We start from the raw sequence: 21,398 nt of genomic DNA, 5'->3' as shown, positions 1-21,398 counted from the left end.
GGCATGCTACCTGAACTCCTGATCGATTGGCGCAAATCATTCGCCTCGGCCGGCACCGCACTGGTGCTGGCCATGGCCTGTCCGCAGCCGGCGCAGGCGCTCGGCACCGGGCCGGTGGACGAGCGCGTGGTGGAGGACAGCGCCGATGGCGGCCTGGAGCCTGGCGCCGCAGACCTGCCGGGCCTGATCGAAAACCGTCTGGCGATGTCGATGCGTGCGGCCGACGACGTTACCTTGCTGTTCTACCGCCAGCGTGGCTTCCTGCCCGCATGGACACGGCCGGAACTGCTGCAGGGGCTGGTCGAGGCGGTGGAGGCGGTCGACGAGCATGGCCTCGATCCGGCGGATTTTGCGCCGGACATGCTGCGTACCGAAGCGCTGCGGCCGGCGCAGGAACTGCCGCCCGACAGCGTGGCGGAGCGCGAACTGCTGTTCACCGACACGCTTGCACGCCTGCTGCGACAGTTGCGCCACGGCAAGGTCGATCCGCGCAGCCTGTATCGGGACTGGAATTTTTCCCGGCCGGCGCCGCTCGGGGAGCAGGCTGAACGCCTCGCGCAGTTGCTCGACACGCCGCGAAGCGGGAGGGCAGAGGGAACGGAGCGGTCCGGGCTGGCGGCGGCGGTGCTGGCGCAGGCGCCTGACCTCGAGCTGTACCGGCAACTGCAGCTTGCCTTGAAGCAATACCGCAGCATCACGGCGGAAACGGGTGACTGGCCAAAAGTGTCGGCAGGCCCGACGCTGCGTCCGGGCGAGCGCGCTGCACGCGTGGTCGAAGTACGCACGCGCCTGGTGGCCGAAGGCGAGACCGAACTGGCCTGGAGTGCGGACGCCCCATTTTTCGACCCGGCGCTGGCCGCGGCGGTGAAGCGCTTCCAGCAGCGCGCCGGCCTGGCGGCGGATGCAGCGATCGGCCGTCAGACGGTGGAGGCGCTGAACCTGGGGCCGGCGCAGCGCGTGGCGCAGATCCGCGTCAATCTCGAACGGCTGCGCTGGGTGGCGCAGGACATGCAAGGCGACCACCTGCTGGTGGACCTGACCGGCTACCAGGCTCGTCTCCAGCGCGGCGGACAGCTTGCCTGGTCGTCGCGGGTGATCGTCGGCAGGCCCGCGCGCGAGACGCCTGCGCTGCTCGACAGCGTGCAGTATCTGGTGCTGAACCCGAAGTGGGTGGTGCCGCCGACGATCCTGCGCGAAGACCTGATCCCTGGCGTGATCCGCGATCCGGACTACCTCGCCAAGCGCCGCATGCGGGTGGTCGATCACGCCGGGGAAGAGCTCGATCCGCAACTGATCGACTGGGAGGCCGCGCGCAGGCACGGCTTTCCTTACCTGGTGGAGCAGAACCCGGGCGCGGACGGCTCGCTCGGCCGCATCAAGTTCGCGCTTGCCAATCCCTATCTCATCTATCTGCACGACACCAATGCGCGCGCGCTGTTCAGGCGTGATACGCGCGCGCTCAGCTCGGGCTGTGTGCGGGTCGAGAAGCCGCTCGAACTGGCGACCTTGCTGCTGGACGATGCGCAGCGCTGGAGTCCGGAGGCGCTTGAGGAGGCACTGACCACCGGCAAGACGCGCACGGTGACGGTGAGGCGCAAGCTGCCGGTATTGCTGCATTACGCCACCACGGGCCTGGACGACGACGGGCAGATGCAGTTCCGGCCCGACATCTACGCCCGCGATGCGGCGGTGCTGGCGGCGCTGCGAGGCACCGTCCGCTGAAGCGAAGCGGATCATGCTGCGGGCGCAGGCCATCTTGTCATGCCCTGTACATGAGGGCGTAACGTAGTCGTCTTTTTCGCCGCCTATGCTGCGGTGCATGAAAGCGATCGAATTCACGACCGAAGAGCTCTGCCGTGATTCCCGCCTGCGCATCGCACTGGTGACCGAGACCTGGCCGCCGGAAGTCAACGGCGTGGCGATGACGCTCAAGCGCATGGTCGACGGCCTGATCCGGCGGGGCCACAGCATCCAGCTCATCCGCCCGAAACAGGCCATCGGGGATGTCGCCACCCATGGCGGCGCGCTGGAGGAAGTGTTGTCGCGCGGGATCAAGCTGCCGCGCTACGACGGGTTGAAGTTCGGTCTGCCGGCCAAGTCCAGCCTGGTGCGCACGTGGACGCGGCAGCGGCCCGACCTGGTCCATGTGGCGACCGAGGGGCCGCTCGGCTGGACCGCGGTATCGGCCGCGCGCAAGCTGCACCTGCCGGTCACGTCGGACTTCCATACCCGTTTCGAGCACTACAGCACGCACTACGGCGTGGGTTGGCTGAGCCAGCCGGTCGCCGCCTACCTGCGCCGCTTCCACAACCGCACGGCCGCCACCTTCGTGCCGACCTCCGAACTGGCGGGATCGCTGGCCGCCCAGGGCTACGAGCGGGTCGAGGTGGTCTCGCGCGGGGTGGATACGGTGCAGTATTCCCCTGCACGCCGCAGCGAGGCGCTGCGCCGGCAGTGGGAGGTGGCGCCGGGCGGGATCGCGGTCGTCAGCGTCGGACGGCTGGCGCCGGAGAAGAACCTCGGGCTCACCCTGCGCGCCTTCGCTGCCATCCGTGAGCATCGCCCGGACGCGCGGATGGTCATCGTCGGTGACGGGCCGATGCGTGACGCCATCGCCCGCGAATGTCCGCATGCCGTGCTTGCCGGCATGCGGCATGGCGAGGATCTGGCAGCCCATTACGCATCGGCCGATCTGTTCCTGTTTCCCAGCCTGACCGAGACCTTCGGCAACGTCACGCTCGAAGGCATGGCGAGCGGGCTGTGCACCGTGGCCTACGACTATGCCGCCGCCGCCGAGGTGATCCGCGACCTGCACAACGGTGCGATCGTGCGCCGTGGCGACGAGAAAGGCTTCATCCAGCGCGCCGTCCAGCTGGCCTGTGCGGACGGGCTGCGTGCCGACATCGGCCGCGAGGCGCGGCGCACCGCGGAAGGCATCGATTGGGAGCGGGTCTGCGACCATTTCGCCGAAGCCCTCCTGAGTGCCTGGCGGGGCAAGGCCCTTGCCCATGACGGTCGAGTCTCGTTACGTATCCAGGGAGGGGAAAGCTGATGCCGGCCGTTCGCACGATCTTCATTTCCGATGTCCACCTCGGCACCCGGGCAAGCCAGGCCGAGCGCCTGCATGCCTTCCTGAAGGAGTACGAGTCGGAGTACCTCTACCTGCTCGGCGACATCATCGACTTCTGGGCGATGAGCCGCAGCGTGCAGTGGGCGCCGGCGCACAACACCGTGGTGCAGAAGGTGCTGCGCCGCGCGCGCCAGGGCGGCAAGGTGTTCTTCATTCCCGGCAACCACGACGAGACTCTGCGCGAATATGTCGGCGCCGCCTTCGGCAACATCCGCATCGAACGCGAATGGGTCCACGAGACCATCGACGGCCGGCGCTACTGGCTGATCCACGGCGATGAATACGACCAGGTCACGCGCCATCACCGCTGGGTCGCGGTGCTGGGCGACGTGGCCTACAACACGCTCGTGCGGCTGAACATCGTGCTGTCGCGCGTGCGCCGCTTCCTGCACGTTCCCGGCTACTGGTCGCTGGCGGGCTATGCCAAGCAGAAGATCAAGCGCGCGGTCAGCTTCATCTTCGACTTCGAGGACGCGGTGGCGCATGCCGCGCAGCAGCGCGGTGTGGACGGGGTGATCTGCGGCCACATCCATTCGGCGTCGGACCGCCGTATCGGCAAGGTGCGCTACCTGAACTGCGGCGATTGGGTCGATACCTGCAGCGCCGTCGTCGAGCACTACGACGGCCGCATCGAGGTCCTGCACTGGGGCATGGAGGCCGCGGCGCCGCTGCCTGTCGGCGAAGCCGAGGCGCGCCCGCTTCCGGTGGCGCCCGCGGGCAAGGCGCGCTCGCCGCTGGACGTCGAGCGGATCTATCTGACGCCGGACGTCTGATCGCCCGGCGGGCTGTCTTCGCGCATCAGGCCGATGGCCAGGCGCAGGCCGAGCCAGGCATTCATCAGTGCGAAACCCGCGACCACGGCCATCGCCAGCGGCACCAGCGGATAGCTGCGCAGCACCCAGGCCAGGACCGACGACAGCACATTGAGCACCAGCATCATCCAGAACGCCGGATTGCGCGGCTGCCAGAGGCGGGAAAACTTCATCGAAGCTCCAGGGACGAGCGGGTGCCGAGCGTGTCGCGGCGATGGAGGGCGTAGACGCCGAGCGCCAGCGCGACCTCGATGGCGCCGATGCTGACGAACACCGGTGCATGCGGGCTGGCGCTGAAGCTGCTGTAGAAGGCCAGCAGCAGACTGCTGATCAGCGGCCCGGCGGCAAAACCGAGCGAACCGGCCATGTTGAACGCAGCCAGCGCGCTGGCACGGCAGTCTTCGCCGCCGTAGTGCGCGGCCAGCACCAGCGAGGGGGCGTACATCAGCGCCGCGATCACGCCGCCGGCGGCCATGGTGCCGATGATCCAGGCCGCGGGCACGAAAGCCAGCGCGCCGAGGAACACGCCATACAGGATGCTGCCGGCGACCATCATCGAGAACGGGTCCCAGCGCCGCGACAGGTGGCCGGCAGGCCAGGTCAGCAGCGAGAAGGGAACCAGGAAAGCGGCCATCGCCATGCCGATGGCGCGGGCATCGAAGCCTAGCGTGAGGCCGAAGTAGAGCGACAGCGTGGAGACGATGAAACCCACGGTCAGCCGGTCGGCGAAGGAGAAGGCGAGCGGTACCGCGAGCGCGCGGCGGGTGCGCAGCGTGTCGAGGATTTCGCCGATCGCCATGCGCGGCCGCGCCGTCGTGGCGTCGCGCAGGCCGATGGCGCCGACCACCGCCAACGCCAGCGACAGCAGCCCGCCGCCCAGCGGCACCCATAGCGGGTCGATGCCGCCGACCACGCCGCCGAGCGGCGCACCGGTGGCCACGCCCAGGCTGATCGAGGCGCCGATCGCGCCCATGCGGCCACCCAGTCCGCCGCGCCCGACCTGGTCCGAACCCAGCGCCATCAGCAGCGACAGCGCCGACATGTGAGCGAAACCTTCGAGCAGGCGGAGGCCAAGCAGCAGGGCGTAGCTGTCGAACTGGCGATAGGCGAGGGCGATGCCGAGCAGCGTGAGCCCGTTCAGGATCAGTGCGGTTACCGCCAGCTTCTTGCGCTTGCCCAGCCGGTCGGACAGCAGGCCGGCGACCGGGGCGCCGATGAGGGCGCCGATCATGTTGATCGACATGAAGAAATGGCTGCCGAACTGCCCCAGGCCGTCGAAGCGCTGGGCGGTGAACGAGGACAGCACCGGTACCATGCCGGTGACCGGCAGCATCAGGCCGAACAGCAGCAGAAGCGGCACCAGGGCCTGCAATGGCGATGTGCGGCTTGCTGGCGCTGCTGGGGGGGAAGTCGGAACGGCCATGTGCGCAGTCGATGGAGAAACCGTGGAGGGCGACTGCGCAATGATACGACGGCTCCGCAAGCGGGTCCGCGCGTGTCGCTCCATCTACGTCACTGGCTGCGCGTCGGGAACAGCGATCTCACCGGCCGATGGCTGGCGGCGAGCTTTTCCGCGGCGTTTTCCATCGCGCTCCAGGAGCCGCCGTGCGCCAGGTAGGCGGTGACCCAGTCGGGCGTCGGGCCTTCGCCGCTCCAGGTCAGCGTGCGGCTGGCCGGATGCACGTAGCGGATCACGGGCGTGCTTCCGCTCACCACGGCCTGTTCCGGCTGCGGAGGCGTTTCATCCGTCGGGGAGGGGGCTGCCTCGGTCACGGCTTCGACTGCAGGCGGTATGGCGGGCGTCTGGGCCGCGCTTTCGCGCACTGCAATTTCCTGCTTGATCTCGGCAAGCAGCGTCTCCAGTTCCGGGAGGGAGTGCTTGCTCAGGCTGAAAGGCATACGGGGCCGATGCAAAAAAGACCCCAGGAGGGAGCAGGGCCTTTTCGATGATTCTGGCGGACAGGGCGGGATTCGAACCCGCGTCAGGGTATTACCCTGAACACGCTTTCCAGGCGTGCGACTTAAACCACTCATCCACCTGTCCGGGAAGCCGGCGATTATAGTCGCCCGAACGGGAATCGGGAAGAAGATTTTGACGAACCTCCGGATTTTCGCGTGACGCTGCCGTCCCGGGAGGCAGGCGAATCCGCGGCTCAGTTGCGTTCGAGATAGTCGGCGACTTCTCCGGCGACGGCGCCGAGTTCATGCAGCAGTGCGTCGATGTCGGACGGCCCGGGCACGAAACCGGGCGCCGGGGACTTGCAGCGCTGTTCGAGCGCGCTGGCCATGTCCGCCCCCGCAGTGGCGTGGATCTGCGCCAGCGTGCCGCGCAGCGCATGGGTGATGCGCGCGAGCTGCGGCGCGCTGCCGGCGTCGGCCGCGGCGCGGAGTTCGCCCTCGGCGGTGCTGCGCCAGTCGCCGAAGGCGCCGAGCACCGTGCGGACGATCTCGCGATTGCCGAACAGGTCGGCGAGCAGGGCCTGGGGGTCGAAGTGGGTGTATGGAGAGGGGTGCATTCAGCCCCGCTCCGGGCTGCCGACCGCCTGCGTCAGCGATGCCATGCTGATCGGCTTGATCAGCGTGGCATCGAAACCGCTGCTCAGAAAGCGCTCGGCATCTTCGGTCATGGCGTGCGCGGTGTAGGCGATGATGCGGATGCCCTGCCATTCCGGCCGGGCGCGGATCAGTGCGCATGCGGTTTCGCCGCCCATGTTCGGCATCGAGATGTCGAGCAGTATCGCCGCGGGTTGGACCTCTTCCAGCCGTGCCAGCATGGCGGGCGCGCTGTCGAAGGTTTCGACCGTCCAGCCGAGCCGGTTGAGCAGGGCGCTGGCGACCTTGAGGTTGATGTCGTTGTCGTCGGTGACGAAAGCAAGCTGTGTCGAGATGTTCATGATGCGTTGCGTGCCTCGCTCGATGCGGCTTTACGGGGCAGGGTCACGGTAAACGCCGAGCCGGCGCCCGGTGTGGATTCGACGTCGAGCCTGCCGCCCATCATTTCCGTCATCTGGCGCGCCAGGGACAGGCCCAGGCCGGTGCCGCGATGGCGCCGCGTCAGGAAGTTCTCCGCCTGGTAGAAGGGCTCGAAGATGTGCGGCAGCTCGTTTGCCGGAATGCCGATGCCCGAGTCGGCGACCGTGATCATGATATGCGAATTCTGTTCGCGGACGCGGATCGTGATACGGCCTTCGTGGGTGAATTTCACCGCGTTGGAGAGCAGATTGTCGATGATCTGGCGCAGGCGGACCGGATCCGCGTCGACCTCACAGGCGGTGTCGGGCAGTTCGGTGACCAGTTCGACCCCCTTGGCGCTGGTGCCGACGCGGTGCAGCGCGGCGATGGTAGACAGCAGAGGGGTGATGGCGACGTGCTGCACGTCGAGCACGAGGCGGTTGGCCTCGATCTTGGCCAGGTCGAGCACGTCGTTGAGCACTGCCATCAGGTGCTGGCCGCTGTCGCGGATGGTTTCCGCATGCTCGCGCATCTTGTCGTCGGCGGTCTCGAGGCTGAGCACTTCGGCCAGGCCGATGATGCCGTTGAGCGGCGTGCGCAGCTCGTGCGACATGTTGGCGAGGAACTCGCTTTTCATGCGGTTGGCCTGCTCGGCGGTGCGGCGGGCGTCCTCGAGGTGCACGATCGATGCCTGCACGGCATCGGCCATGCGGTTGAAGGAGTGGTTCAACTGGGCCATCTCGTCCTGGCCGCGGACCTTCAGCCGGTGATCGAGGTCGCCGTGCTGGAAGCGGTAGATGCCGCCGATGACGTTGGTGATGCGCCGCGTCAGCAGGTGGGCCATCCAGATCGCGATCAGGATCACGGCGGCGATCATCAGCAGCGTGGACATCGTGATGCCGATGGTGGTCTGGTGCAGGTTGTGGTGGATGTCGGCGATCAGCGCGTCGCGTTCGTCGCGGGTCTTCCGGTCGGCCAGCGCGATCATGTCGGCGATGCGGCGCCCGGATTCGGTGGCGGCGCGATGGAATTCATCGACGTTGGCGCCGATCGTGACGTAGCCGAAGCCGCGTGGCGTCCTGCCGTAATTGCCGGTGTAGTAGGGAATCGTCGCCACTGTGGTGAGCTTGTTCAGGCCGCTGAAGAAGATGCTGAACGAGCCCGAGCCGCCGTATTCGGTCAGGTCGTGCCAGCCGCGGCACTGCGGTGAGAAGTTGAGGTAGCGGCAGTCCAGCGAAACCCAGCCGGACGCGACCGATGCCGGGTGGGCCTCGCGCGTCAGGCGCTGGTCGCGATAGGGTTCGACGCGCAGCGTGAATGCGTGCCAGGGCAGGCCGCTGGCCTGCCATTCGTCGTACAGCTCGGTGTCCAGCAGCGGCGGGGCCGGCTGGCCGGTGTCGGGGTCGACGCCGTGGATGAAGTAGTCGCGGGCGTGCGAGATGTTGCGTCCCAGGTAATCCCACATGAAGGCGTAGTTGCCCGATTCCGGGTCCGCGATCGGCGCACGCCGCGCGGCAGTCGGGCGCACGTGGTCGGTGAAGGCCATCAGATGCGCATGGTCGAGCGCGAGCGTGACGTAGCCGATGATGCTGCCGTGCTGCACGACCGGCGTCGCCCAGCGGATGAGGCCTTCGAAGCGTTTGCCGACGGGGTTTTCCAGGCCGGCGTAGCCGGACTGCTCGGGGGTGAAGGGCCGTTGCTGCCCGCGCGCGGCCTCGGGCGTATAGGGGCCGATCCATTGGGTCCGGACCTGGGCGCCGATCACGTCCGAGACGTGGATTTCCCCGGGCTGGAGCGCTTTCAGCGCCGGCCAGTAGCGCTCGGCGCGTACGAAAGTGTTCTCGGGGCGGCTGATGTCGCGCAGTTCGGGCGACAGCAGGCGCGCTCCGCTCGGGCTCAACTGCTTGACCTGCTCGACGCCGTCGAGCCCGATGAAGGTGATCTCGAGGAACAGCGGACGCGGCTGGACCTTGGCAGCGGTGCTGGGCGCGCGATAGTGGAGGTTGTGCGCGTTGTCCGGCAGGGGCGCCCGCACCAGCCGGGTGTCCGGCGCCGGGGGATCGACTTCGACCCAGCCCTTGCCGTCATCGCTCGGCCGGTAGGCGCCGTGATCCTCGAGCAGGCGGTGGTGGTTGTCGATGAAGCGCCGGTAGCGGGCCGTCGTGGGTTCGATGGCGGCTGCCCGGCGAATGTCCTGGTCCCGGTCGTAAAGGAATTGCGCGACTTCGTGGGCGATGCCGGTGGTGAGCTCCTCGATGGCTTCGCGCGAGCGATTGTCGAGCGCTTCGATGGCGTCGTCGATTGCCGTCTTGCCGGTGATGCGCTGGGTTTCGCGCATCGCATCCGACATCGATACCACGCGGTAGGTGACGCGCCGGGCCAGATCGCTGGTGGCGCCCCAGGCGAAGAGTGCGAGCAGCAGCAGCGGCACGACCTTGATCGCGACGAAGATCGCGATCAGCTTCGCGCGCAGGCTCAGCGCCTCGACCAGGGACAGAATGCGCATTCGCGAACCCGCTGACGCGAAGGAATCAGCGTATCCGTTTGTGCTGGGCGACCAGGGCCTGCATGTAGCCCTGCAACTGGTGGAAGGGGACGGGCTTGCGATAGACGGTCACGTCTTCGGGCAGGCCGCCTTCGGCCTCGATCTCGTCGGCGGTCAACGCGGAGACGACGACGATCGCGGTTTCGCTGGCGACCGGGTTCTCGCGCAGGCGGCGAATCATCTCGAAACCGTCCAGACCCGGCATGCGCAGGTCGGCGATCAGCAGGTCGGGCGGTTGCCGGCCGAGTTCGACCAGGGCATCGAGGCCGTGGTCGAGCACGCACAGCTCGATCTCGATCGGCCAACTGGCGAAGGTTTCGCGGTAGAGCGTCTGCAGCAGGCTGTCGTCCTCGACCACCACCACGCGGAGCTTGCTGCCTTCGTTGCGCTGGCGGACAGGCGCGCTGCCCTGCTGGCTGCGGGCGAGCAGGGCGTCGACCGAGTCCTGGCGGATGCGACGGTGGCCGCCGGCCGTCTTCCAGCCGGCCAGCGCACCGCTTTCGACCATCTGCTGAACGGCTCCGAGCGACAGACCGAGCTGGCGAGCGGCTTGGGCGGTACTGATGAATTCGCGATTGGAGTCAGTGTTGCGCGCCATGAGCAGGGAATCCGACAGATTTCGTAAAAGGGCTAAAATAACAGCAATCGCCATGCAGTCGCAAATCCGAATGTAATCTAATCGAAAATGCGTATCGGGCAGGCGCATTCCGGAAGGGAAACCCTATCCTGTCCGCGTACCGGAGCAAGGAATGCTTGCTGCCGGAATATCCGCATGGAAGCATCTGAACAGGCATGAACACTTCGAGAAACGTATTGGGCGGGCCCTTGCTCGCCTGCAGCTACGCCCCGCTGACGGGCTTCTTCCGTACCGGCTGCTGCGAGACGGGGGCGGACGACCTGGGCCGCCACGTCGTCTGCGTGCGCGTCACCGACGAATTTCTCCGTTTCTCGCGCAGCGTCGGCAACGACTTGTCCACGCCGAGACCCGAGTATCGCTTCGCCGGACTCAAGGCGGGAGATCGCTGGTGCCTGTGCGCCCTGCGCTGGAAGGAGGCCTGGCAGGCCGGTGTGGCACCGCCGGTGGTGCTGGAGGCGACCCACGAAGCCGCGCTGCGGATCGTCGATCTCGACACCTTGAAGGCCCACGCCTACGGTGCCGCGGCAGGGCCCTGATCTTGGCGTCGATCTACGACATGCTCGCCGAGCAGCGTATCGCCGATGCCCTGCGCCGCGGCGACTTCGACCACCTGCCGGGAGCGGGAAAGCCGCTCATGCCGGACGATGAGGCCTTGGTGCCGCCCGAGCAGCGCATGGCGAACACGATCTTGCGCAACGCCGGCTTCTGCCCGCCGGAGATCGGCCTGCGCAAGGAGATCGCCCGGCTGCGCAGCGAGATCGCGGGGCTGGCGGAAGGGGCGCGGCGCACCGCCTTGCGCAGGCGGCTGGCGCTGCTGATCCTGCAGATGGCGGAAACGAAGCGCTGAACGGCGGCACCAGCGACGGCGCCGCCCGTCCCGCCGTCTGCCTCGCCGCCTGCTGTAGCGCGGCGCGATAAATGGCATCGTTTTGCGCGATAAATGGCAAATCGATCGCTTGAGCGGTGCGCAAAGGAATTGCGCCAGACAAAAGCAACGTAGCAGCTGCCCGAGGGCGCTACACCCAGCAGACGTAACCGTCCAGGCTGTACGCAATCTCCCCCGTGACCGGATGCGCTGACGCGCATAGATCGGCGACAGCCGGGGGCGCGGTCGGACTGAATCTCACATGGTCGCCGGGGGAGATCAGGCTGATGATCCGATCATAGGTCTCGGCACCAATCCCACCCAGTGCCCGTACCCCCCATGTCCGATTGCTCAGACGGATAACGTCGAACGAGACGCGCTGATCATCGGGGGTGTTGCCGCTCCCGCTCATTTCGATCATGCACGAATCTACCCCTCCGCCGGACCACTGCAGCACGCCTATCGGCACCCCGTCGCTCGTGTAGCGCGAGGCGTGGGTGGAATTGATTCTGCTATGAGATCGCGAGGTAAATATCTTCGTTGAAGAAGCGACCGATCCTGTCCAGCTACCGCCATCACCAGACCACGCTATCTCAACCTGCCGCCCAGTCGGCCCCTCAACCGTTACCATGTTGGCCGTACTGGACCAGACCACATCCGGCGCAAAATTCATTCTCGCGGTCGCCACCATCTCTGTATTGACGTTACACCAGGCGTCCTTCTTGACCAAGGCCCCCTCGGCGACTTCAACGTCTGCGTCCAGCGCGACGGTGGTCGAGACTGCTATGGTTACGTCGAGAGTCGCGAGCTGCAGCAAATCATCGTCGTCGTAGTAGCAGCCAGCGAGCCGCCGCACAGACAACTCGCCCTCACCGTCCACTGCTGCCGTCAACAGAAGTTCCGAATCGCGAACATGATCGATTGGCGGATGCAGCTCGCGAAACAGCGCTTCTGCAGTCCGCCCGTCAAACTCGAACGTCCCACTAACCACCTCAGCCGATGAGAACCCGCTGACCTCTCCTAAATACTTGATCACTCCAATGTAGTGCCGCACGTCTGAAACCAGCCGCTCATCACTACCGACGAAAAGTGGAGGCAGCTTGAGCGTGGTCACGCAGACCGCCGCGGGCGGAACACCGCTGATCGAAATCTCGGCAATGTTGTTGACGGCGGGTCCGCTGGAGTTTGTATACAGGGGCATAAAGGCCTGCGCGTTGTTGAGACGCGGCAAGCCCCCCTCGAAGAGCAACGACAGACCACGCAGCGCAACACGTTGTCCTCTGCTGGCGATCGCATCGATCACAACCGCGCTTGACGTGTCAGTGAGGGTTGCACCGAAGATGACCCGCTGTATATACGACTGGGCATGCACACCGAACCCATGTTGCGCGGGGGGGATGACTACCGTCTGAGTGACGGGTGACGGTGTGGCTGCATCGCGCACCACACCAAATTCGCGAAACGTCAGCCGTAGATCGCCGTTCACGAGAAAAACCAACCGGCAGAGCCAGCGGCTACCGTCGTCCGCGACGTAAATCCAGCCCCCCTCCCGTTGAACCGTGTCGAGCGGAACTCCGTACAGCCGATGATTGATGCCCGCGATGATGCCGTAATTGATCCACTCCCGGCCGGCCGCAGCGTCGGCGGCCACCTCGTCGGCCGAACGATCGATAGAGGGCATGCCAGGCACGCGCACAACGAAACTATCCCCCGCAACCGGCCGCACGCCAGGGCAGGCAATTTCGACGCCAGATGGCGTCTCGATCTTGCCCGTGCTCTCGCGATACAACCCGTGCGCTGTATCGCCGAAGCGAACAATCCTGCCAAGCAGTTGATTATAGGGAGCGTTCCGATCGAGACTCATGCCGGATCCTTGAACGTGGCATTGTGCCCAGACGTGAGCCGTAGCGATTTGATTGGCTCGATTCGGAACGTAAACAGGCCATCTGTGCTGGTCAGCGTCCGAGCGGGATAGTACGTGCGCAACGCAGCGTCAGCCTCATCAAATACGCCGCCGCCTTGCGCCCCACCATCCGCTGGCACCCCGGTGCCCACAGCCGCGGGGCGTGCGCCCTTGGCCTCGGGCCGGACAAAGTGCTTCCAGCCCGGCTCACGTTCAAGAAGCCGCTGCAACGCCTTTTCGAGCGCACTAGAGTTCGGTGCAGCCGCCATGGCTATGCGTCCAGCTCGATGACGCTGGAAGTGCGCAATTGGACGTCGGAATAGACGGCCTCGGCCATCGCGGCCACCGTGATGCGGTAGTGAACAGCAATCACGGTGGTGCTACTGATCGTCGTCCCCACTGTGATCGGATCGCCCGCCGATGCTCCGTCGAGCCCTCCGGCGCTCAGCGCCAGCTTGACCGCTCCAGCCGTCAGCCCGGCCTCGGGATCAGTGTCGTGCGCCCAGATCTCGATGGGATCGGACCCCGGGTCGGATGCAGCCTGGAGCTGGCGCCCGGCGGCATTTGAACCGAAATAGACGACGCCCTCCTGTACCCCCCCGAACGTCGACACTGCAACCGATAGGGTCGCCAACGGGACTGTCTTGCCCGCATCCGCAAAAAACTGCCAGCTCACACTCATCACATCATCTCCAGTAGATCGGTCGGTATGTCGATTTCGTACTGCGCAGCAACGGGTAAGTCGCGTGGGTCGCGGTCTTCCGCCGCCAGCGCTGGCGCCTGTACGCGCAGTTGATGCGGGTAGAACTCGTACGCATCGCTCTCTTCGCCACTTTGCTGATAGTTCGTCGAGAATCCGATCATCGCGCTGTCGTCCCATGGCGCTGACGACACACCACCGCCGACGAACGTACCGATTTCGCACGAAAACGCGCTCGCAGGCGGGGAGTAGGAATCGTGCGGGGTCGCCGGCAGAACCCACGGCACACGCTCCGCATCGGCATTCCCCGGCAGCCCGAACACAAGCTCGGCCGAGGTGATCGCCGCGCCGCTGCCGATGTCCATCTCGTGCGAGACTTTTGCGACCTTTCCGGCAACCCGGACGCGCGACGACTCCAGCGTGACATGCCAGTCGAGCCACATATCCGGCCGCAACGGCAGCTCAAACGCCGCGCGCCCCGTGCGCGTGCTCGCATGGATGCGTGTCCGGGCGCGGTCGAGCAGTGCGCGTAGCAGCGCATCGCGATCTGCCGGAGCGGCGCCGGCGGGCTGGTGGGCTGTGATTCGATCGCCGACGAAACGGGTTCTGTCGGTAATGGCCAGCGGCGTGATGCTCGCATCGCTCGACCAATTGGCGCCGTCGAACTCGGCTTGCAGCGAAGCGCCAATCTGCTCAGATACAGGGATGCCCAGACGGTCCTCGAGCGCGGTGCATACGACCGTCAGCGTGTAGTCCTCCGTTACCGTCTGAGTCCAGCGTGTCGCGAACCACGCACGGAACCCCAGCGCGAACGACGGCGCCGCGGCCGCAGTGATGAACCAGTTGTACGGGTCCAGCCCGGTCCCCAAGTTCCAGTTCCGGGCGGGCGGATGATCGATCTCCCGCCCCGTGAGAATCCATCCACCGATCGAATCGGTCGCGCCCTGTACCATTGCCGTCATCAGCATTTGCTTGCCCGACCGCACCATTGCCCCACTCGGCGAGATCAGCGGCTGGTAGAACGCGATCGGCTGCTGGTACTGCGCCAGCGCGCCACGTGCCCGCAGGCGTTCGTAGCGGTACTCGCTGCGGACCTCGACGCGCGTCACCATTTCGCCACGGCGCGGCATGTCGAGCGACAACGAGCCGTCGACGCAGTCGGCGGCTGCGATCATCTCATGGCGCAGTCCTGCACCGCGCCACGGCAGCACACGAAACGTGCCGAGCGGGTCGATCGCGTACGATGCAGGCACGCTCTGGATGCATTGCTCCAGGTAGTCCCGGCTGTTTTCCGGCTCGCCGTCGATCGCCACGTGCCAGCTGCCGCCGACCTCAGCATCGATCCAGGCGCGCGACAGGTTTGATGCCCGCTCTTGCAACTGATCGTGGCATCGGCACGTGACGATGCCCGTGTTGATGTCGATCGCTGCCACGTCGACCACGCCGGTGTAGATCGTGTGCGCCACAGGATTGGCTTGAGCAGCGAACGCAATGCGCACCGGCCGACCGACCAGCAGATCGAGGTCGGGCGCCGCGGTGGGCAGCATGGAAAACTCCGCGATCGCAGCCTGATTGTCGCCATGCGACACACTGACCCGGCCCGACAGCTGCGCGCTGATGTCCGCGCTGCCCAGAACCACTACAGCCCGCCAGGCGCCGCCGGGCGCGGCAGGCCAGGGCGCTGCCCCCGGTGGAGCAATGTGCGCGGCCACCTGCAGCTGGACGGGCAGCTCGATCAGCGCCGGCGCGGCCACCTGCAGCCGGATGGGCAACTCGACACGTGACGCCAGCGGCGCAGACACCGACACAGATACGGGTAGCGCGATATAGCCATCGATCGGCTCGTCGTCCGACACTGCGAGCCCGGTGAAATCCAGGCCGGTTATCATAGTGACGATCGGCGCAGCGGCGCTACTCCCTGCGCTGCTCACGAACTCTTCTACGAGGCCGACACTGTAATGCGCGCCGCTGCGTGCAACGACGCCGAACCCGATAGTCACGCCTGGGCCGGGGCGATACCACGTTACCCGCAACCCCGTGATATGCGAGGGGGACAGCGTGGTAATCCCAGGGACGCCGGAAATGGTACCGTCGCCGAAAACGTAGCCATCGGGGCCGTATTCGACCAGCCCCCCAAGCCAGGGCGCGGGCACGACAGGTTCGCCGGTTCTGTCCGTCCACTCCCCTGCTTGCTCGGTTTCGATCTTTGTGACGATGATCGACCCGGCGGGCACGATGGCATGAATCTGGACAAAATCCATGACCGGCCGCGTCACCGTCACCTCGATTGGCAACTCGACGGAGGGTTGCCACGGGGCGCCAACAAAGTCGCGCTCAACATCGAACGTGACGACTGCGGGCGATGTGTCCAGATCGAGCTCTGTACCACCCCCCGCCGCACCCTCTTCGCCATAAATGTTTGCGTACACCTCGGCCGACGACACGGCCTCCGACACGCGAACAGTGATGCGAATCTGCGTCGGCAGGGGCGTCGCCGGCGGCAGCGCATCAAGATGGACATTGCACCACCATTCACCCGGCGCGCTCACATACCCAACGCCTGGCGCATACGACGCGAAATTGCTCTCGCCGCCCTCTGTGACGCTCGCGCCCGTGTAATCGACCCATGCGCCGCCGATGCGCGCCTCCACCTTGGTGATGGTGACGATGACATCATCCCGCCAGGCCGGCAGAACAGAAAACGATATCGATCCGGCCACGCTATACCTCCTCGGCCACCAGTTCCCAGCCCGCCACCGCCCCGGCCGCGTCATAGCTCGCCTGCACGCCAGCGATGGCATACACACTGAGCAGCGGATACCACAGCACCTGGTAACCTGCCGCGCCAGCGATGGCCGTCAGCGTGGCGACGTTACCGGCCACAGCCACGGCCGTGGGCCGCAGCAGGCCGTCCGGCATCACGGCCCAGCCGTAGGGCGGCGCATCGGTGCGGCGGCCGGCTGGGATGTTGATGATGTTGCTCGCAGACTGGATCGAGCGCGCGGCGATGCAGCCGAGCGTTACCGGCTGCGTCCAGTCGACGGCAGCCAGGCCGGGCGGGGCGATGCCCTGTGCGGACAGCGTGGTGCGCAGCTTGCGCCAGCTCTGCTGCGGCACGGCCGCGCCGGCGCCCAGGCGCAGCAGGGTGAAACCGCCGATGTCCTCGTAGCTCTGCTGGATCTCTCCGCCGATGCGCAGCGGCAGGCGCAGGCCGTTGATGGTCAGGTCCGGCTGACGGCGGCTCATCGGCGCCCCCGCTGCAGCGCGGCACGTTGAAAGACGCGCACGATCTCATCGGCCACGTCGTCACGTGCCGACAGCGGCGAGCGGCTGCCGTCGGGCCATTGCAGCACGACGGGCGTGCGGCTCTCGCTGCTGCCGGCCGCAGCCAGTGGTGCGCGCTGCTCGGCGCCGATCTCGCCGCCGTAGGCGAAGCGCGGCATGCGCATTTCGTTGATCGCCCGCAAAAAGCTGGCGCCCCAGTAACGCACGGCCGGGCGCTGGATGACCCATTCGCCGGGGGTGCCGCGGTAGAGCACGTTGTCGGCGCGGTCGTGCGGGGCACGGCCGGGCAGCGGGCCACCGTAGGCGCGGCCCGGAATCGCTTCGATCAGCTCTTCGCGCGACATGCCGCGCGTGTCTGCGGGCGCGGTGCTGACGGTGTTCACCGTCACGGTGATCGTCTTGTCTTTCAGCGCGTCGAGCTGGGCCTGCAGCTGCTTGATCTGCGCCTCGGCCTGAGTGATGTCGGCTTGGAGCGTCGCGGGCTTTTCCAGCTCGGCGCGCAACGCCTTCAGACGTTCTTCGTTCTGCGCGATCTGCTCGGTGACTGCGGCGGCAAGGTCTTCTTGCGCCTTCGCTTCGGCTTGCTTGATCTGCGACTGCGCCTTCAGCGCGTCTTCGCGGATGCGGCCCAGCTCCTCGAACAGGTTCGCGGCGACATCATCGTCCTGGATCATGTCGCCGTACTTCTCGGCGCGCTCGGCGTACTTCGCCGCCTCGGCCGCAAGCTGGGCAGCGCGCTCCAGGTCACCGCGCAGCGCGGCATTCTGGGCAAACGTCGCGCTGCGGCTCGCCTGGTCGCGCAGGTCGCGCGCCTGGCGGCGGGCGTAGCTGTCCTTTTCCTCGTCGGTCCAGCCGCGCATGCGGCGGTCCTGCGCCTTGTCGGCGCCGGCGGTGCGCGCGGCAGCGGCGTCCTGCTGCAGTTTGACCGCTTCGGCGCGCAGCGAGCGGGCCTTTTCGATGGCATCGCCCCACACTTTGTTGAGTGTGTCGCCCAGCGACTCATAGCCCTTGATCTGGGCTTCGATGGCCTTGCGCTGGATCTCGGCGCCTTTCTCGATAGCCTCTTTCGTCGTCAGCAGGATCGACGCATTGGCCTTACCTGCAGCAACGGCGCGCAGCTTGTGCAGCCGCACGGTAGCAGCGGTGAGGTCTTCTTCGAGCTTGAGCCGGGCATTGGCGTCCTGCTTGACCTTGGCCGCCTGCTCTTCGGCGTTGAGCTTGCCCTGGTTTTCGGCAACCTCTTCCAACGCCTTGTTGAGCGCGTAGTACGCCCCCGCAGCGGCTGCGACGCCGATGGCGATCCCAGCCGGATTGAATACTGCTAGCGCGATCGCCGCCCGCGTTGCTGCCGCTGCTGTCAGCCCAAGCCGATAGATCATCGGCACTAGCGCGGCGACAAGCAACGGCACGCCGTACTGGACCACGGCCTCGATGTTGTCGGCGATCAGCACCAGGCCGTTGACGACAACCTTGGTCGCACCGAACGCGCGATCCATGCCACCGATCAGCTCGACAACTTCATTGCGTAGCTGATTCATCGCCTGGCTTCTGGTTTTCGCCGTAGTCGCAAAGTCCCTGTCGACGCGGTCCTTGACCTTTTCGAGCGCGGCAACCACAACCTCGGCCGTCAGCTGACCGTCCTGGCCCATCTTGCGCAACTCGCCGCGCGTGCGGCCCAGGCCTTCGGCAATCGCGTCGGCCAGCGCTGGCGTCTGCTCCAGAATCGAATTCAGTTCATCCCCGCGCAGCACGCCCGAACCCAACGCTTGCCCGAACTGGACAAGCGACGCCTGGGATGCACCCGCCGACGCCCCCGACAGCGCGATCGCCTTGTTCACCGTGCCGATGATGTCCGCCGCCGCCTGGCCGGTGCGCCCCATCCCCGTCAGCGCCGGCGCCAGCTTGGTGTACAGATCCACCGTTTCCGCGATCGGCGCCCGCGTATCGCGCGCCACGTCGCGCAGCGCGGCCTGCATCTCGACGAAGGCGCCTGTGTATTGCGTCGCCAGGCGCAGGCGGGCCGTGTACTGCTGGTACTCCTCGGCCATCGACAGGATTTTGCCGACGCTGATCGCCGCAGTCACGCCAGCCAGCGCAGATTTCAGCGGCCCGAGGCTCGTGTTCAGATCACGAATGCCGCCCGTGGCGCGCGCCACCGATGCGGTGAAAGGATCGAGCGTTGTGCCACTGCCTGCGCCAACCTCCCTCAGGCTCTGCCTGAGCGCAGCCAGCGCGGCACGCCCTTCGCGCGTGTCCGCCGACACCCGCATCGAAAAGTCCAGCGACCTGTCCGCCACGGCTTACCTCCCCAGCTTTGTGCGCGCCGACTCCAGCGCGCGCGCGAACGAGCGATAGCCCTTTTCGCTGGCGCGCGCCGCACGGGCGATCGACAGCGCGGAAATCTTGCGGTCGGCCTCGAGGCGCGCATGCGCGGCCATGTAGTGCTCGACCTGCACCAGGGTGTAGCGCTCGATGTCGGCGGGGCGGTGGCCGGCCTCAACCAGCACCGCCGCGGCCGTGGCCCAGCTGATCTTTTCGCCGCTGCGCGGGCCGCTGCGGCCGCGAGCGTCGAACAGAATGCGGTTGGCCTCCCACATTGCGCCGAACAACGCGTCCAGGTCAGCCTCGGGCAGGGTGTCGATCCACTCCGCCCGCTCGCCGCACAGGCGGGCGAGCATCGCGGTGACGCTGCCCATCCAGACCCGCGCATCCTCGGGCTCGACCTGGTCGGCGTTGTCGCCCGGGTTGGACTGATACAGCCGCAGGAACTCAGCCAGCTCGCCCAGCCACACGCCGCGCACCGCAACGCACCGGCCGCCCACGGTGACATGCACCGGGGCGGCGAACAGCGCGTCGAGCTGTGCGGCTACGGGGTCGTGCGTCATGGCTTACGGCAGCATCACGAGACGGCCGTAATAGCCGAACGGGCCATCCGCCGCCTTGGTCGTGTCCGCCAGCACTGCGCCGGCGATGGGCGATTCCAGCCGGCTCTGGCCGTCGTGGATCAGCGAGAACGACTCGGACGGCGGGGGCGACCAGCGGTAGAACTCGGCGACGAAATTCTTGAATGTGGCGCCGGGCACGGTATTAACGCCTTCCATTCGGATCCAGTACTCGCGCGCCGTGCCGCTCATCATGCGGATGAAGCTGGCCGCGCCGGGCGTCAGGTCGGCCGTGATCGGCGCCACAAACGGCCCGCCCGTCGTTACGTCGAGGATCTCCGCGCTGCCCGTTTTGGGGTTCAGCCGGTAGTTGACGTCCGGCGTCAGCGTCTTGGCCGACGGCGTCGTCGAGTCTTCCAGCGTGACGGACGACACGTTGAAATGCTGCAGCGACAGAATGTCGCCAACGGCCGGCAACGTCTCGGCAACAACGAGATCCGTAACCGCCGTCACCGACTGCGTGACTTCCTCGCCGCGCGAAGCCAAGGCGAAATTCTCGTTGTTGAACTGCAGGAACGTGATCGTCAGGTTCGCCTCGGTGTCGCCCGGCAGCACCAGGCCGTCGCCGCGCTGGCCGGTCCAATTCTCTTTGAACTTGGTCTCGTTGGGCGTGAAGCCGAACTCCATCAGCGCGTCGCCGACCCATCGCATCTGGCCCGGCAGGCCGTTGCTGCGCCGCTGGCCGGCGAAGATTTTCGCCTGGCCGGAGAAATACTCGAGAACATCCATTTTGCTTACTCCAGGGTTCGGCCGTCAGCGCGGCACGGTGACAAAATCCAGCTCGAACATCTGCGGGTAGTAGCCGAACGCCACGCCGAAGCCCGGCGCCATGCCGGCCGTGGGGCGCAGCGGACGGCCATCGTCCAGCGGCATCCAGCCGGCCAGCGCGTGGCGGATCAGCGGCAGCAGCGGGCCGGCCTCGCCGGACAGCGCCGCGTTATTGCCGCCCGCGCGCGCATTGCGCACGGCCAGCACCACGCACCAGCGCTGCGCGCCGGCGCTCACACGGGGGGCGCGGGGGTCGGGGGCGATGCGATCGCCCATGTAGACGACGATGGCGGCTGGCGCCTGCGCCTTGATGCGCTGCTCGATCGCATCGGCGGCCAGCGTGCTCATGGTTTCCACCATGCGCAGCGCCGGCACCTGTTCAACCAGGCGCGTAACGATGCGGTCGCCCGGCGCCAGCCAGTCGTCCAGCAGCGTGGTCACCGGCGGTCTCCGCGCGCGAACAGGCGCCGCCCGGTGCTGATCTCAGCCAGCCCCATGCCGGCGCTGCCGCTTTCTTCGGCCAGGCCCAGCGTGGCGCGGCCATCGGAAACCAGAATCAGGAATGCGATGGCGCGCTTGTAGCGCTCGATGACCAGCTCGGGCGCTGCGTGGATGTACAGGTGGTAGCGCGTGATGTCGCACGCCAGATCCCGCAGGCGCGGCGGGATCACGACAAACGGCAGCGGATAGCGCAGGCCGATGTAGCCGTCGATTTCGGCATCGGCCGTCGCCTGGGCGTGGGCGAGCACATCAACGTCGATGACCCCGGCCGGCGGCGTGGCGCGGTCGGTCAGCTCGACGAGTTCGTCGAGGCCGAAATGGTCAATCAGATCTGATTGAGACGAATAAGGCATGGCGC

General features: G+C 66.7%; 22 protein-coding genes and 1 tRNA gene. 5 read left to right on the top strand and 18 right to left on the bottom strand.

Annotated features, from left to right (window positions below):
• Window positions 1-3: 3 nt before the first annotated feature.
• From TBU01S_RS00800 to TBU01S_RS00790, 3 genes are all read left to right on the top strand, one after another.
• Window positions 4-1,722 (top strand): L,D-transpeptidase family protein, encoded by a 1,719-nt coding sequence (locus TBU01S_RS00800; protein WP_245650805.1) that lies wholly within the window; start codon window positions 4-6, stop codon window positions 1,720-1,722.
• 97 nt (window positions 1,723-1,819) lie between these two features.
• Complete coding sequence (locus TBU01S_RS00795) at window positions 1,820-3,052, top strand: glycosyltransferase family 4 protein (protein ID WP_068634829.1); 1,233 nt, start codon at window positions 1,820-1,822, stop codon at window positions 3,050-3,052.
• Window positions 3,052-3,903: a UDP-2,3-diacylglucosamine diphosphatase gene (locus TBU01S_RS00790; protein WP_068634734.1), complete on the top strand. Its 852-nt coding sequence runs from the start codon at window positions 3,052-3,054 to the stop codon at window positions 3,901-3,903. Before TBU01S_RS00795 ends, TBU01S_RS00790 begins: the two co-directional genes overlap by 1 nt.
• Here the strand turns inward: TBU01S_RS00790 and TBU01S_RS00785 are convergent.
• From TBU01S_RS00785 to TBU01S_RS00750, 8 genes are all read right to left on the bottom strand, one after another.
• A complete protein-coding gene (locus TBU01S_RS00785; protein ID WP_068634733.1) occupies window positions 3,882-4,115 on the bottom strand; it encodes a hypothetical protein in 234 nt (77 codons plus the stop codon). The two genes, TBU01S_RS00790 and TBU01S_RS00785, sit on opposite strands and share 22 nt — an antisense overlap.
• A complete protein-coding gene (locus TBU01S_RS00780; RefSeq protein ID WP_245650803.1) occupies window positions 4,112-5,302 on the bottom strand; it encodes an MFS transporter in 1,191 nt (396 codons plus the stop codon). Before TBU01S_RS00780 ends, TBU01S_RS00785 begins: the two co-directional genes overlap by 4 nt.
• Window positions 5,303-5,454: 152 nt before the next feature.
• Window positions 5,455-5,841 carry an H-NS histone family protein gene (locus tag TBU01S_RS00775; protein ID WP_068634731.1) on the bottom strand — a complete coding sequence of 129 codons (387 nt, stop codon included), beginning with the start codon at window positions 5,839-5,841 and terminating at the stop codon, window positions 5,455-5,457.
• A 54-nt stretch (window positions 5,842-5,895) separates the two neighbouring features.
• Window positions 5,896-5,986 (bottom strand) — tRNA-Ser (locus tag TBU01S_RS00770).
• A 109-nt stretch (window positions 5,987-6,095) separates the two neighbouring features.
• Window positions 6,096-6,458: an Hpt domain-containing protein gene (locus TBU01S_RS00765; RefSeq protein WP_068634730.1), complete on the bottom strand. Its 363-nt coding sequence runs from the start codon at window positions 6,456-6,458 to the stop codon at window positions 6,096-6,098.
• Entirely contained in the window at window positions 6,459-6,836 is a 378-nt protein-coding gene (locus tag TBU01S_RS00760; RefSeq protein ID WP_068634729.1) for a response regulator, read from the bottom strand.
• Window positions 6,833-9,400 carry a sensor histidine kinase gene (locus TBU01S_RS00755; RefSeq protein ID WP_068634728.1) on the bottom strand — a complete coding sequence of 856 codons (2,568 nt, stop codon included), beginning with the start codon at window positions 9,398-9,400 and terminating at the stop codon, window positions 6,833-6,835. Before TBU01S_RS00755 ends, TBU01S_RS00760 begins: the two co-directional genes overlap by 4 nt.
• Window positions 9,401-9,425: 25 nt before the next feature.
• The gene (locus tag TBU01S_RS00750; RefSeq protein WP_068634727.1) at window positions 9,426-10,037 is read right to left on the bottom strand and encodes a response regulator; all 612 of its coding nucleotides are present in this window, start codon (window positions 10,035-10,037) and stop codon (window positions 9,426-9,428) included.
• 194 nt (window positions 10,038-10,231) lie between these two features.
• On the opposite strand from TBU01S_RS00750, the gene TBU01S_RS00745 reads away from it, so the two are divergent.
• Complete coding sequence (locus TBU01S_RS00745) at window positions 10,232-10,612, top strand: DUF2237 family protein (RefSeq protein ID WP_068634726.1); 381 nt, start codon at window positions 10,232-10,234, stop codon at window positions 10,610-10,612.
• A 2-nt stretch (window positions 10,613-10,614) separates the two neighbouring features.
• Window positions 10,615-10,923, top strand: a complete 309-nt coding sequence (locus tag TBU01S_RS00740) for a DnaJ family domain-containing protein (RefSeq protein WP_068634725.1) — start codon at window positions 10,615-10,617, stop codon at window positions 10,921-10,923.
• 169 nt (window positions 10,924-11,092) lie between these two features.
• Here the strand turns inward: TBU01S_RS00740 and TBU01S_RS00735 are convergent, their stop codons facing one another.
• Genes TBU01S_RS00735 through TBU01S_RS00690 form a run of 10 tightly spaced genes read right to left on the bottom strand, consistent with a single transcriptional unit; the run spans window position 11,093 to window position 21,393 of the window.
• Entirely contained in the window at window positions 11,093-12,805 is a 1,713-nt protein-coding gene (locus TBU01S_RS00735) for a hypothetical protein (protein ID WP_068634724.1), read from the bottom strand.
• Window positions 12,802-13,113: a hypothetical protein gene (locus TBU01S_RS00730; protein ID WP_068634723.1), complete on the bottom strand. Its 312-nt coding sequence runs from the start codon at window positions 13,111-13,113 to the stop codon at window positions 12,802-12,804. The genes TBU01S_RS00735 and TBU01S_RS00730 overlap by 4 nt, the downstream gene beginning before the upstream one ends.
• A 2-nt stretch (window positions 13,114-13,115) precedes the next feature.
• Window positions 13,116-13,526: a hypothetical protein gene (locus TBU01S_RS00725; protein ID WP_068634722.1), complete on the bottom strand. Its 411-nt coding sequence runs from the start codon at window positions 13,524-13,526 to the stop codon at window positions 13,116-13,118.
• Entirely contained in the window at window positions 13,526-16,264 is a 2,739-nt protein-coding gene (locus TBU01S_RS00720) for a hypothetical protein (protein WP_068634721.1), read from the bottom strand. Before TBU01S_RS00720 ends, TBU01S_RS00725 begins: the two co-directional genes overlap by 1 nt.
• A 1-nt stretch (window position 16,265) precedes the next feature.
• Window positions 16,266-16,790, bottom strand: coding sequence for a hypothetical protein (locus TBU01S_RS00715; RefSeq protein ID WP_068634720.1), 525 nt, complete (start codon window positions 16,788-16,790; stop codon window positions 16,266-16,268).
• Window positions 16,787-19,099: a tape measure protein gene (locus TBU01S_RS00710; protein ID WP_157659065.1), complete on the bottom strand. Its 2,313-nt coding sequence runs from the start codon at window positions 19,097-19,099 to the stop codon at window positions 16,787-16,789. Before TBU01S_RS00710 ends, TBU01S_RS00715 begins: the two co-directional genes overlap by 4 nt.
• 30 nt (window positions 19,100-19,129) lie before the next feature.
• Window positions 19,130-19,714: a hypothetical protein gene (locus tag TBU01S_RS00705; protein ID WP_068634718.1), complete on the bottom strand. Its 585-nt coding sequence runs from the start codon at window positions 19,712-19,714 to the stop codon at window positions 19,130-19,132.
• Between the two features lie 3 nt (window positions 19,715-19,717).
• Window positions 19,718-20,500: a phage tail tube protein gene (locus tag TBU01S_RS00700; RefSeq protein ID WP_068634717.1), complete on the bottom strand. Its 783-nt coding sequence runs from the start codon at window positions 20,498-20,500 to the stop codon at window positions 19,718-19,720.
• Between the two features lie 24 nt (window positions 20,501-20,524).
• Window positions 20,525-20,980, bottom strand: coding sequence for a phage tail terminator protein (locus TBU01S_RS00695; RefSeq protein ID WP_068634716.1), 456 nt, complete (start codon window positions 20,978-20,980; stop codon window positions 20,525-20,527).
• A complete protein-coding gene (locus TBU01S_RS00690; RefSeq protein ID WP_068634715.1) occupies window positions 20,977-21,393 on the bottom strand; it encodes a gp436 family protein in 417 nt (138 codons plus the stop codon). Before TBU01S_RS00690 ends, TBU01S_RS00695 begins: the two co-directional genes overlap by 4 nt.
• Window positions 21,394-21,398 lie beyond the last annotated feature (5 nt).

The organism is Thauera butanivorans NBRC 103042 (genome assembly GCF_001591165.1).
Lineage (GTDB): Bacteria > Pseudomonadota > Gammaproteobacteria > Burkholderiales > Rhodocyclaceae > Thauera > Thauera butanivorans.
The sequence above is the reverse complement of the archived record's forward strand: the minus strand, read 5'-3'. Positions and strand labels throughout refer to the sequence as shown.